Annotated in this window: 13 protein-coding genes; all 13 read left to right on the forward strand. The window is 32.6% G+C overall.

Translation table 11 applies throughout. The features are described 5' to 3' along the window. Positions 1-185: 185 nt before the first annotated feature. The gene (gene fabZ, locus A6J74_RS18095) at positions 186-620 is read left to right on the forward strand and encodes a 3-hydroxyacyl-ACP dehydratase FabZ (RefSeq protein ID WP_000931959.1); all 435 of its coding nucleotides are present in this window, start codon (positions 186-188) and stop codon (positions 618-620) included. 351 nt (positions 621-971) lie between these two features. Further along, positions 972-1,649 (forward strand): CpsD/CapB family tyrosine-protein kinase, encoded by a 678-nt coding sequence (locus tag A6J74_RS18100; protein ID WP_000467972.1) that lies wholly within the window; start codon positions 972-974, stop codon positions 1,647-1,649. 261 nt (positions 1,650-1,910) lie between these two features. After that, positions 1,911-2,654: a YveK family protein gene (locus A6J74_RS18105; RefSeq protein ID WP_000393147.1), complete on the forward strand. Its 744-nt coding sequence runs from the start codon at positions 1,911-1,913 to the stop codon at positions 2,652-2,654. Further along, a complete protein-coding gene (locus A6J74_RS18110) occupies positions 2,644-3,345 on the forward strand; it encodes a CpsD/CapB family tyrosine-protein kinase (RefSeq protein WP_001207152.1) in 702 nt (233 codons plus the stop codon). Before A6J74_RS18105 ends, A6J74_RS18110 begins: the two co-directional genes overlap by 11 nt. A gap of 110 nt (positions 3,346-3,455) precedes the next feature. Next, positions 3,456-4,223, forward strand: coding sequence for a tyrosine-protein phosphatase (locus A6J74_RS18115; protein ID WP_000566177.1), 768 nt, complete (start codon positions 3,456-3,458; stop codon positions 4,221-4,223). Positions 4,224-4,462: 239 nt separating this feature from the next. Further along, entirely contained in the window at positions 4,463-5,335 is an 873-nt protein-coding gene (bpsC, locus tag A6J74_RS18120; RefSeq protein WP_000757787.1) for a UTP--glucose-1-phosphate uridylyltransferase BpsC, read from the forward strand. Positions 5,336-5,361: 26 nt separating this feature from the next. Beyond that, positions 5,362-6,048, forward strand: coding sequence for a sugar transferase (locus A6J74_RS18125; RefSeq protein ID WP_002109221.1), 687 nt, complete (start codon positions 5,362-5,364; stop codon positions 6,046-6,048). Between the two features lie 30 nt (positions 6,049-6,078). Beyond that, a complete protein-coding gene (gene wecC, locus A6J74_RS18130; protein ID WP_000358343.1) occupies positions 6,079-7,320 on the forward strand; it encodes a UDP-N-acetyl-D-mannosamine dehydrogenase in 1,242 nt (413 codons plus the stop codon). Between the two features lie 26 nt (positions 7,321-7,346). Beyond that, positions 7,347-9,329, forward strand: coding sequence for an alginate lyase family protein (locus tag A6J74_RS18135; RefSeq protein ID WP_000086026.1), 1,983 nt, complete (start codon positions 7,347-7,349; stop codon positions 9,327-9,329). Further along, positions 9,322-10,707 carry a phenylacetate--CoA ligase family protein gene (locus A6J74_RS18140; protein ID WP_232306329.1) on the forward strand — a complete coding sequence of 462 codons (1,386 nt, stop codon included), beginning with the start codon at positions 9,322-9,324 and terminating at the stop codon, positions 10,705-10,707. The genes A6J74_RS18135 and A6J74_RS18140 overlap by 8 nt, the downstream gene beginning before the upstream one ends. An 11-nt stretch (positions 10,708-10,718) precedes the next feature. After that, positions 10,719-11,693 carry a N(5)-(carboxyethyl)ornithine synthase gene (locus tag A6J74_RS18145; RefSeq protein WP_000750925.1) on the forward strand — a complete coding sequence of 325 codons (975 nt, stop codon included), beginning with the start codon at positions 10,719-10,721 and terminating at the stop codon, positions 11,691-11,693. A gap of 45 nt (positions 11,694-11,738) precedes the next feature. Further along, positions 11,739-12,815: a glycosyltransferase family 4 protein gene (locus A6J74_RS18150; protein WP_000700167.1), complete on the forward strand. Its 1,077-nt coding sequence runs from the start codon at positions 11,739-11,741 to the stop codon at positions 12,813-12,815. Positions 12,816-12,847: 32 nt separating this feature from the next. After that, entirely contained in the window at positions 12,848-13,915 is a 1,068-nt protein-coding gene (locus A6J74_RS18155) for a GNAT family N-acetyltransferase (protein WP_000284358.1), read from the forward strand. The last annotated feature ends 42 nt before the right edge of the window (positions 13,916-13,957 follow it).

A 13,957-nucleotide genomic window follows, 5' to 3' on the forward strand; every position in this document is an offset into this window, starting at 1 on the left:
CCTCCGTGTCAGTTGCAGGAATGTGCAACTATTTTAAGGGAATAGAGTGTGTGCATTTTTTTATATGGAGAAGTAAGTATACTAAATATAAAAATTCACTTTGTAATGACAAACGATAAACAAAATGGGATAATAACAATATGTCCAAGTGGTAAGACCAATATTACAAAAGGGGCGATCATTACATGCTAAATATAGAACAAATTAAAGAAATCATTCCTCACCGCTATCCATTTTTACTTGTTGATAAAATATTAGAAGTAGATGAAGGAAAAAGAGCGGTTGGAATTAAAAATGTATCTGCAAACGAAGAATTCTTTAATGGACACTTCCCTGACTATGCAGTTATGCCTGGCGTACTTATTGTAGAAGCGTTAGCACAAGTCGGAGCGGTTGCTGTATTAAAGAAAGAAGAGAACCGCGGAAGACTTGCTTTCTTCGCAGGTATCGACAATTGTCGTTTCAAAAAACAAGTACGCCCTGGTGATCAACTTCGCCTAGAAGTTGAAATGACACGTGTACGTGGTCCGATCGGAAAAGGAAAAGCCATTGCGACAGTAGATGGTGAAGTTGCATGTGAAGCTGAAATCACATTTGCAATTGGTGATAAAAAAGAATAGAGAACAAATAAAAAAATCTCCTTGTGAACGTACAAGGAGATTTTTTTATTTCTGTTATATAGCGATGAAGTGGTAAAATACAAACTAATCAGAAAATTACTTGTGAATAGATGGTAATTACCATATCATTTACTTTATCATTTATTTAGAAAATAGGATAAGTGATAAAGGTAATGAAGAAGTAAGGGCATTGTCATATTGTTAAGGCACTTATATAAGACAAAGTAGAATGTTATTGATTATGATGAGATGTGGGGAAATTAGCAATACAAAATATTAATTAGACGTATGAAATCGAGCATAAGAGAGAGAAAAGGGAAATGTCGCATTTCACAAAAGGAGATTATGAATATGTTCGGGAGAAAGAAAAGAAAATCATTACGACAATTAATTACACATAAAGAACCTAAATCGCGTATTACAGAACAATATCGTAACATTCGTACAAACATTGAATTTACATCTGTAGATAGTCATGTTCGTTCTATTATCGTTACCTCGGCAGATCCAGGTGATGGGAAAACAACGACAATCGCAAACTTAGCAGTTGTTTTCGGCCAACAAGGAAAGAAAGTTTTATTAATTGGAGCTGATTTGCGTAAGCCGACGATACAAAACTTATTTGCCATTCATAGTTCAAATGGGTTAACGAACTTATTATCAGGACAAGCAAAGCTTATGCAATGCATTCAAAAAACAGATATAGAGAACGTATATTTAATGGCAGCAGGCCCAATCCCGCCAAACCCAGCAGAACTATTAGGGAGCCGGGCAATGGACGAAGCGTTGCTAGAAGCATATAACATGTTTGATATCATTTTAATCGACACACCACCTGTCCTTGCGGTTACGGATGCACAAATACTTGCGAATAAATGCGATGGAATTGTGCTCGTTGTGCGCAGCGAAAAGACAGAAAAAGATAAAATCGTAAAAGCGAAACAAATATTAGATAAAGCATCAGGAAAACTACTAGGTGTTGTTTTAAACGATAAAAGAGAAGAAAAAGAGCAATATGGTTATTACTAAAACATAAAAAGCCAACAAAAAATTTTGTTGGCTTTTTATTGTTTTCTGAAAATTATTTATCAAGTTATACACTATAAAAAACATGATATGATAAAATCTTTGGGAAATGATTGGAATGTGTTGTCATATTTAAGATTATTTTGTAAGATTAAACTTGTTTCTTGTGAACAAATATAGAACTGAATTATTAAAAATAAAAAATGTAAGATTTATATGTTATAATTTTTCCTATGTGTAAATTTTAGAAAGTTGGAGGAACCTATGGAAGAAACAATTAGTCTAAAAGAGTTATTTCATATCTTAAAAAAACGTTTAGCAATGATCCTCGTAATCGCATTTGGTGCAGCCATTGTAAGTGCTATCATTAGCTTCTTCTTTATGACACCAATCTATCAATCTTCGACGCAAATTCTTGTTAACCAGAAGAAACAAGAGGGTGCAATGATTCAAGCCGGTGAAGTTCAAACGAATATTCAATTAACGAATACATATAAGGTTATTATTAAAAGTCCAGTAATCTTAGATCAAGTGAATGAAAAATTAAATTTAAATATGACAGCGCAAGCTTTAACTGGAAAGATTAATGTTGCAAATGAAAAAGATTCACAAGTCATTTCTGTAACAGTTGAGGATAAAGATCCAAAACTAGCCCGCGATATTGCCAATGCAACAGCAGATGTATTTAAAGGGGAAGTTGCGAAAATTATGAATGTCGATAACGTAACGGTACTATCGAAGGCGGAAGTTGCAGAAAATCTATCTCCAATTAAACCACGTCCAATGTTAAATGTAGTAATTGCCTTTGTTGTTGGTTTAATGGCTTCAGTTGGTCTTGCATTCTTACTAGAATACTTGGATAACACAGTGAAAAAAGAAGAAGATGTAGAAAACTTACTTGGTTTACCAGTGTTAGGTATTGTAGCTCGTATGGATGAAGAAACATTGAACGTGAAATCACACGCTCCATCATCAAGAAAAGTGAGGGGACAAACAATTGGCTCTTAATTTATTTAAAAAGAAAAAAAATCATCGTCAACGTCGTCAATTAATTGCTCATCAACAACCGAAATCACCAATTTCAGAGCAATATCGTAATATTCGAACGAATATCGAATTTGCAGCTATTGATACGAATTTACATTCATTAATGGTAACATCTGCAAATCCAAGTGAAGGGAAAACGACAACGACAGCGAATATGGCAGTTGTGTTTGCTCAACAAGGAAAAAAAGTATTATTAATTGATGCGGATATGCGTAAACCAGCGATGCATCAAATGTTCCAAGTTGATAATATTTTTGGACTAACGAATGTACTAACACATAGTGAACGTTTAGAAAAATGTGTGCAAACGACATCTGTAGATAATCTACAATTTTTAGCTTGTGGTCCAATCCCACCAAATCCAGCAGAATTGTTAGGTTCAAAATCAATGAAAGAACTTCTTGGACAAGCATACAGCATGTACGACTTAGTTATTTTTGATATGCCACCTATTTTAGCTGTTACCGACGCACAAATTATGGCAAATGTATGTGATGCTTCTATCCTTGTCGTTCGTAGTGAATCGACTGAGAAGGAAACAGCAGTAAAAGCAAAAGGATTGTTAGAATCGGCTAAAGGTAAATTGTTAGGCGTCGTTCTGAACGATCGTGAACGTGAACAAGGCCTATATTATTATTACGGTGCAAACTAATTAAAAGAGTGAGATATGGTTGAAACATATCTCCTTTTTTCCCTTGAATATGAGATATATCTCATATTCAAGGGAAAAAAGATTACTAGGAGAGAGGGAGGATAAAATAAATGATTGATTTACATTGTCACATTTTACATGGCATCGATGATGGTGCACAAACAGTAACAGATAGCTTAGCGATGGCGCAGCAAGCCATAGCAGAAGGAATACATACAATTGTTGCAACTCCACACCATCAAAATGGGAAATATATAAATGAACGTACCTCCATTATTCATAAAGTAAAACAACTAAATGATGAATTACAACAACATAATATTCCACTTACTATTTTACCGGGGCAAGAGGTCAGGTTATATGGTGATTTATTAGAAGACTATGAAGCTGGTAAAATTGTTACGTTAAACGAAACAAATAAATACATATTCATTGAATTTCCATCTAATCACGTACCCCGTTATGCCGAACAATTATTATATGAATTACGTGTAAAGGGAATGATTCCAATTATCGTTCATCCGGAGCGTAATGCCGAGTTAATCGAGCGATCTGATAAGTTGTATAACCTTGTTAATAAAGGTGCGCTCACGCAAGTAACGGCGGGTAGTTTATTAGGGAAATTCGGTAAAAAAATTAAAAAGTTTTCACTACAACTTGTGGAGCATAATTTAACGCATATGGTTGCTTCAGATGCACATAATACAACGTCAAGAGGATTTCATTTAGCGGAAAGCTACGAGTTAATTGAGAAAGAATTCGGAATGAGCGTTATGAGCGATTTGAAAGAAAATCCGTATTTATTAATTAGCGGGAAGGCGATTTATAAAGAAGACCCAGAACAAATCCGTCGTAAAAAGTTGTTCGGTATTTTTTAATAAAGAACAGGTGATGTCTCCTAACCGTTATCAACGGAGGCACTCGGTCGTGCTGTGGGTAGAAAATTTATTTTCGAACCTACCTTAGACGCTTGTCGTCGGGGGTATGACGTGAGGTGGGGTTAGATGCCCATATTTTATTTGTAATAGAAACTCTACCTATGGAGTTATAGATATGACTCCATAGGTAGGGTTTTTGTTATTGCTACATATGAATAAATGAATACGGGGGACTGAAATTGAAAAAGGTAAGAAAAGCAATTATTCCAGCTGCAGGCCTTGGGACAAGATTTTTACCAGCAACGAAAGCGATGCCGAAAGAAATGTTACCAATCGTTGATAAGCCGACAATTCAATACATAATAGAAGAAGCGATTGAATCAGGAATTGAAGATATTATTATTGTAACAGGAAAAGGAAAGCGTGCGATTGAAGATCATTTTGATCATTCCTTCGAACTAGAACAAAGCCTTTTAGAAAAAGGGAAATATGAAATGCTTGAGAAAGTCCAAGCTTCTTCAAAAATTAATATTCATTACATAAGACAAAAGGAACCGAAAGGTTTAGGACATGCGGTATGGTGTGCACGTAAGTTTATTGGAAATGAGCCATTTGCGGTATTACTTGGTGATGATATTGTTCAAGCAGAAACACCATGTTTACGTCAATTGATGGATCAATATGAAGGTATAAAATCGTCAGTTATTGGTGTACAAACAGTACCAGAAAATGAAACGCATCGTTATGGCATTATCGATCCGGTAGAACAAAGTGATCGTCGCTATCAAGTGCGCCAATTTGTTGAAAAGCCGGCAGAAGGTACAGCTCCATCAAATTTAGCGATTATGGGTCGTTACGTATTAACACCAGAAATCTTTATGTTCCTTGAAAACCAGCAAACAGGTGCTGGTGGAGAAATTCAGTTAACGGACGCGATTCAACGATTAAATGAAATTCAACGTGTGTTTGCTTATGATTTTGAGGGAACTCGTTATGATGTTGGAGAGAAATTTGGATTTATTAAGACGACGATTGAGATGGCACTCCAGCATGAAGAATTGAAAGAAGAATTGATAAAGTATATGAATGAAATTGTAAAGAAGGAAAAGTAAATGTATAAAGGTGAGGTGGGAGAGCATTGACCTTGGTAAAAGTATCAAGCGGAGATCTGGAAAAAGAAAATAATATAGAACTGAACTGGGAAAAAGTAAATGCACGTAAAGGATATTTAGTAGCTAAACGTTGTATTGATTTTGTTGGAGCGTTATGTGGACTACTTCTATTATCTCCTGTTTTTTTGATTGTAGCAATGTTGATTAAATATGAAGATCCGAAAGGGCCTGTGCTGTTTAAACAAATTCGTATTGGAAAAGATGGAAAAGAATTTTATATGTACAAATTTCGCTCAATGGTTATAGATGCGGAAGAGAAATTAAAGGACTTATTAAAACATAACGAAGTATCTGGTGCAATGTTTAAAATGAAAGAGGACCCTCGGGTCACAAAAATCGGGAAATTTATTCGAACAACAAGTATTGATGAACTGCCACAGCTATTAAATGTATTAAAAGGTGAAATGAGTTTAGTTGGACCACGTCCACCGCTTCCAAGGGAAGTAAAGGAATATACAGCATATGATAAGCAGCGTTTACTTGTTACCCCAGGATGTGCGGGACTTTGGCAAGTAACGGAGAGAAATAGTGTTGGATTCAAAGAAATGGTTGAACTAGATTTAGAATATATAAATAAAAGAAGCATACTCTATGATTTGAAAATCATCTTTAAAACGATTCAAATTATGATTAAGTCTAATGGAGCATCTTAGTAGCTAATTCATAGAAAAGAGGTTGGAAAAATGGATAAAAAGATTTGTGTAATGGGTCTAGGATATATCGGGTTACCAACTGCTAGTTTACTAGCAACTAAAGGATTTCAAGTACATGGTGTCGATGTAAATGAAAACGCAGTTGAAATGATTAATAGCGGTAAAGTACATATTTATGAACCAGACTTAGATATTTTAGTTAAAGCAGCTGTACAGAGCGGGAAATTAAAGGCCTCATTACAGCCTGAAGAAGCTGATATTTTCATTTTGGCAGTACCAACGCCATTTAAAGATGGACATAAACCAGATTTAGCATATGTAGAAGCTGCAGCAAAAACAATCGCTCCTGTTATAAAAAATGGGGATATTGTTATTCTTGAATCTACAAGCCCAATCGGTACAACGGAAAAAGTAGCAGAATGGATTTTAAAAGAGCGATCAGATTTAACAACTTCTGAGGAAATGCATAGTGAAAAAGGTAGAATTTATGTGTCGCATTGTCCAGAACGTGTATTGCCAGGGCATATCTTAAAAGAACTAGTAGAAAATGATCGTATTATCGGTGGATTGGATAAAGAATCTACTAAGCGCACAGTGGAGTTCTATAAACAATTTGTAAAAGGAAAAATTCTTGATACAAATGCAAGAACAGCTGAGATGGCAAAATTGACTGAGAATTCATTCCGTGATGTAAATATCGCGTTTGCTAACGAGTTATCGTTAATATGTGATAAGTTAAATATTAATGTTTGGGAATTAATTCGCTTAGCAAATCGTCACCCACGTGTGAATATTTTACAGCCAGGGCCAGGTGTAGGGGGACATTGTATCGCTGTAGATCCTTGGTTTATTGTAGATGCAGCTCCAGAAGAAGCAAAGTTGATTCATACAGCAAGAAATGTAAATGATTATAAACCGATGTATATTGTTGAAAAAGTAAAAGAAAAGGCGAATCGCTTTAAAAATCCAGTGATTGCTTGTTTAGGATTGGCTTTTAAGGCAAATATAGATGACTTACGTGAGAGTCCAGCGCTAGAAATTGTGAAAAAATTAGCGAGTCTAAATATTGGTGAAGTGATTGCGGTTGAACCACACGTAAATGAATTGCCGAAATCCTTAAAAGATGAGAATATTGCACTTCTTGCAATTGAGGATGCTGTAATGCAGTCAGATATTATTTTAGTATTAGTGGATCATGAAATTTTTGGTTCAATTGATTTTGATCAACTAAAAGAAAAGGTTGTAATTGATACAAAAGGATTTATTAAATAATTTATAAACTATTTTGGAGGGCAAGAATGTCAAGGTTCTTACAGAAATTGCGCAAGTTAAGGGGAAAACCAGCTCATATAATTGCTCGCAAGATAGCTCGAAAATCATATGAAGCTATATATTATAGGGGACGTAAAATAGTAGTCGCGAAAAATTTAATAGATGTGGAACAGGAAGCTTTTAAAAATTTCAAACCAAGATGTAATTTTTTATTTGAAACAAAGGATAAATTAAATTACATTAGTAAATTGAAAAAATTGGACCGAGAAGCAGAAGTTATTAGGGATGCTGAAAAAATATATAATCATATCTTTAATTTATTAGGCTCTGGTGATGTCCAATTAGAGGGAAATATATTATGGAATAAGGACTTTAAAACAGGATTTATTTGGGGGAATCAGTTTTATAAAGAAATTAAAATAATTGACTTGCAGAATAAAGCTGATGTTAAGGTACCATGGGAATTATCAAGATTCCAGCATGTTTTTACATTAGGGAAAGCATATTGGGTAACGGAAGACGAAAAATATGCACTTGAGTTTAAAGAACAGATAATAGATTGGATAGAGAAGAATCCTGCCGAAATGTCTGTGAATTGGACATGTACAATGGATGTAGCAATTAGGGCTGTAAACTGGATAGTTGGTTATTATCTTTTTAAAGATTCTCGGGAAATAGATAAGGATTTTTGGGAACTTTTTAATAAGAGCTTATATATGCATGGAAAGTTCATTTATAAAAATTTAGAGAATAAAGGTGAACATACTGGTAATCATTATTTATCTAATATAGTAGGGTTAGTCTGGTTAGGGCTATATTTCAAGCAGTTTAGTCTTTCCTCAGTCTTTAATAGCAATACTCCTGAGAAATGGCTGACCTACGGAGTGGCGGAACTGGAAAAAGAGATGTTTGTACAAGTAAATGAAGATGGGACAAATTATGAAGCCTCTACCTCATACCATAGATTGGTTACTGAATTATTTTTAATTACAACTATATTATGTAATGAGAATAGTATTGTTTTTTCTAAAAAGTATATTAAGCGTTTAGAAAAAATGTGTGATTTTTTAATGTATTTGAATCAACCTAATGGAAAAAGTCCGTTAATTGGGGATGCAGATGATGGAAGGCTTATTATTTTTTCTAATTATGGTACTTGGAATAAGAATGATTTTCGACATTTACTAGCAATTGCGGGTGAATTCTTCAATAGAAATGATTTTCGATATTTTGGTATAAGCTATAGGGAAGATGCTTTATGGTGTATGGGAAGCTGGAGCGATATCGAACAGCAGTTTTTATTAGAGTCCAAAGCATTTAATAATGGTGGATATTACATTTTACGGAACGAGGCTATATATTGTTGTATCCGATGCGGGGAATTGTCATTTAGAGGACAAGGAGCACATAGCCATAATGATCAGCTGAGTTTTACTTTAAGCGTTGCGGGCGAAGATATTTTTATTGATTCAGGCACATTTACGTATACAGCTGATTATAAAATGCGAAATTTATTTAGAAGCACGGGTGTGCATAATACGCTGGAAATCCCACCGTATGAACAGAATGACTTCGAGAAATATCATTTGTTCGAGATGGCAGAACAAAGTTTTTCAAAGGGCACTAATGTTAACGATAGTAAATTTATAGGTCAGCATAGAGGATATTTAAAAAAATGTGGAGTAATTCATGAGAGATCTATATATATAGAAGGAAATAGAGTGAATATCAAAGATAATATAATAGGTGAAAAAAAAATTGACCTGTGTAACTTTAATTTTATTCTAGATCCTGAAGTTAAGGTCAGGTTTGAAGAAAATGAGGTACATATTTCGAAAAATCATGTTAATGGTGTCTTACAAGTAAGTAAAAATATGAAAATAGATCAGGAAACTATTTTTGTCTCTGATGGTTATGGGAGGAAAAAGGAAAGTATAAAGTTAATAGTGAAAACTTCGGCCTCCTACCTAGAGACATCTATAGTATTTAAAAATTATAAGGATGATTAGTTTGAAGAATACTATAAAAAAATTACCGTATCCATTTAAATTACCGCTATTATATATGGCTGCATTAATTCCTCAAAAATTGAGAGAAAGTAAAGAGTATAAAGAGTACGTAAGGTTCTTAGAACTTTCTTCTTCATGGGATGCTACAAAAATAGCCGAATTTCAAAATACACAATTACAGCTATTAATTAAGCATGCTTATGAAAATGTTCCTTTTTATACTCAAATGTTTAATCAACATGGGATAGGTGTAAAGGATATTAGGGATGTCAGAGATTTGGGGAAAATCCCTATTATAGATAAGTCCGTGGTTAAAGAAAATAGAGAAAAATTTATAGCTAAAAATATTGATATGAGTAAACTTAGGGCTATTAATACAGGAGGTACGACCTCTAGTCCAATGCATTTCTTCAATACAGATACTACAAATAATAGGGAAGCTGCCTTTTTTAATCGTATATGGAAGAGGTATGGTTATGAAGGGCAATTATGCTTAGTGTTAAGAGGAGATGCAAATGATAGCGAACAATTATATAAATATAGTCCTTATAATAAAGTAATATCTATAAATACTAGAAATTTGGATGAAGAAAAAATGAAGGGGATATTAAATGTTATTTCAAAATATGAACCTTCTTTTATACAAGCATATCCTTCGTTGATTTATCTTTTATCTAAATATATTAATGTAAATGGATTATCTGGAAAAATAGGGGGATTTAAAGCTATCTTTTGTTCCTCAGAAAAAATGTACGATTTTCAAAGGGAAGAAATAAAAAAGGCCTTTAATACTCAAGTGATTGACTATTATGGACATAATGAGCGTCTAGCTTTAATGGAATATTGCCCGGAATGTAACAGGTATCATGTTTTACCTGAATATGGTATTGCTGAGTTTTTGGATAACAATGGTTCCTTAGTCAATCAAGAAAATCAAATGGCCGAAATTGTGGGGACAGGTTTTAATAACTATGCTTTTCCACTTATTCGTTATAAGACATCAGATATGGCAACAATATCTGGAGAAGATTTTCAATGTAAATGTGGTAAATCATATATCAGCGTAAAAGAAATTGATGGACGATCTGGGGACTTTTTAGTGACCGAGGATGGGAAACATTATTCACCAACTATGTTGGAGTTTGCTATTCGTCATATTGAAAATTTTAAAGATTTGCAGTTAGTACAAAAAAGTTATGATCATTTGGAAGTACTTATTGTACCAAATCAATATTATAAAGAAGATGAGGGAAGTCGTTTTAGTAATGAACTTCAAAAAAGAATAGATACTCATATTAATATTGAAATAAAAACAGTGAACCATATAGATAGACCGTTAAATCAAAAACATAGATTTATTATCTCTAATATAAAGTGAGGGGCTAAACAGTGAAAAAAACAATTGGATTTCCTATAAGTGACAAGAAAAATGAAAAAAGAAGAGCTTTAGTACCTGAAGATATAGTAAACATTAGTAATAAAGATATGATATATGTTGAAAAGGGATACGGTGAGATTTTAGGAATTACAGATCAAGAGTATAGTGATATGGGAGTTAATGTAGTTGAAAGAGATATTGTTATGTCTAGAGATGTTATATGTGATCCTAAAGCTGGTGATGCTGGATATCTGGACGATTTAAAGGAAGGACAAATGATTTTTGGTTGGATACATGCAGTTCAAAATAAGGACATAACAGATCAGTTTATAGATAATAAACTAACTGCAATTGCTTGGGAAGATATGTTTGAAAGTGGGAGACACGTTTTTTGGCGAAATAATGAGATTGCTGGAGAAGCTGCAATTTTACATGCTTATAATTTATATGGGAAATTACCATACGAGACAAAGGTTGCTATTTTAGGGCGTGGAAATATAGGAAGAGGTGCATATAAAACATTAGTTGCTCTTGGGGCCGATGTTGTAATGTATGATAGAAGAACAGAAAAGTTATTTCAAAAAGAACTTGAAAAATATGATGTGCTAGTGAATGCGATCCTTTGGGATGTTGATCGCACAGATCATATTATTTATAAAGAAGATTTAAAACATATGAAAAAGGGAGCAATGATTATTGATATTAGTTGCGATGCACATAAAGCTGTAGAGACAAGTGTTCCAACTAGTATAAGTAATCCTGTCTATGAAATTGATGGAATTTTACATTATGTAGTAGATCATACTCCAGCAATGTTTTATAAAACTGTTTCTAAATCTTTAAGTTTAGAGATTTGTAAATATATAGATTTTATTGTTGAAGATATAGAAAATGAGGTATTATTAGGAGCTTTAATTATAGACAAAGGAATAATTAGAGATAAACGCATAGTAGATTTTCAAAATCGCTGTTTAGAAACAGTGTAGAGAAATAACTAGCTCTTAAAAAGAACTAAAAGGAGAGCTTATATAATGAAAATTAATATAATTGGTACAGTCCCACCCCCTATAGGTGGGATTTCTGTTCATATAAAAAGGACAAAAAAGTTTTTAGATGAACGAAAAATAGAAAGTGTAGTATACAATGAAGCAAGTTGGGGAAGAGAAGAAGATGATATTTATCCTATAAAAAATTATAAATTTTTTATGTGTAGACTTCCCTTTTTAAAAGCTGATGTGTTCCACTTTCATTCCATAGATATAAAAATTCGTATTCTTTTAGGAGTGTATAATTTTTTTGGGAAAAAAATTATATTAACAGTACATGGAGAAAGTCTAACTGATCAATTGAAAAATTCTAGTTTTATTACTAGGTATTTATTATTAAAAAGTCTAAATAAACTTGAAAGAATTATTTGTGTAAACAATTCAATTACAAATAACCTAATTCAATTTGGAGTAGAACATCAAAAAGTGATTACAGTTCCAGGGTATATCCATCCGCAAGAGGATAAGGAAGATATCCTTAGTATACCAGAAACAGTTTGGGGTTTCATAAAAAGAACGCCTTTCCTTATTAGTGCAAACGGATGTGTACGTTTTTATAAAAATGAGGATTTGTACGGAATTGATATGCTTATTGAATTAATGAAGAAATTAAAAGATAACAGAATAGAAACGAGCTTACTATTTGCTGTTTTAGATAAAGATAGTCAGACAGAACTTGAAAAAACGTATTATCAAGAGTTAAAAGAAAGAATAATAAGATATAAATTGGAAAATCACATTATGTTTTATGAGGTAGAAAATACAGAGTTTTATCCTATTCTCCAAAAAACAAATCTGTTTATAAGGCCTACTAATACTGATGGTTTGGGAGTATCAATTACAGAAGCAATTCATTATAGAGTACCTTCTATAGCAAGCAAAGTCTGTGAAAGACCAACAGGTACGATATTGTTTGAATCTCGGAACGTAGATGATTTATTTGAGAAAGTAATTAAAGTTATTCAAAATTATAATGAGTATGTTGATGAGATAAGTGTGATAAATAATCAAGATTATGCAGAAAACTTGCTCAGTATTTATAGAGAGGTAAGCTCTAAGTAAAAAAATTAAATTAGTAAGGTTTGGAGGATAAAATGTATCAGATTAATGTATGTAGCTCATTAGAAGATGTACAAAATAAAAAAAACGAGTGGTTGAACTTTGAAAAAAAAATAAACAATCAAAATATAACCACTTCGTATTATTGGATAGAAAGCTTTCTAAAAGTATTTTTTCCAAGAGAAGATAATCAATTTGGTTATAAAAAAAAGATCATTGTAATCTTTCTGTATAAAGAAGGAGAGTTAATTGCAATAGCTCCATTAATACAAGTAGTGCATAAAAAATATGGAATTAAATTAAAAATGATAGAATTTATAGGCCAACAATGGGGTGGGACCTTTATTGATATTATTGGTAGAGGTTTAAACCAAGAGGACGTAGATCATATCATAAGATATGTTTATGATAATTATAAATTTGATTTATTACAACTTAAATATATCAGAAAATCTACTGAGAATTTTGATTTGAATAGTAAAGATGCAGAAGTTTTATCAGGATGCCCATATCTAGTAATTGAGAATTTCAATGAGTTCGATGAATACAAAAATCAGATATATTCAAAAAAATTAAAGCAAAATATTAGAACAGCATTTAATAAAATGCAGAAAAAAGGATTAATTTATGATTCAGTAATTGAAAGAATAAATAATCAAAACTTTGAAGAAATTGTAAGGATTTCCCGCTCAAAACTTGAGGATGGTAAAGGTAGTATTTATTTAGATGAAGATAAGAAGAAATTTGTAAAAACAATTATTGATAGTTTACCAAGCGAGGTTATATTTGGAAGGGTTAATAATGATTGTGTTGCTTACAGACTGAATTTATTTTTTAATGATATAAAATTTTGCTTTGACGCAGCCTATGATAGGGAATTTAGAAATCTAGAATTAGGCACTCTATCAGTAGAAGAAAGTATTAAGGATAGTTTTAAGAAGAATATTAAATTACATTCGGAGGGTGCGGGAACAGATTTTTATAAGTTGAAATTTATGAAAGAAGTAGAGCAGATCTATACATACACCAAAAGGGGAAATACTTTACTAAGCTTTATACATTATAAGAGGCATTTAATTAAAGTAAGAAAAAATAATGACTAGATAGAATAATGATGTGATTCTGAGAAAATAATGAAAGGTAAT

This window comes from Bacillus sp. FDAARGOS_235, from assembly GCF_002073415.2.
Lineage (GTDB): Bacteria > Bacillota > Bacilli > Bacillales > Bacillaceae_G > Bacillus_A > Bacillus_A toyonensis.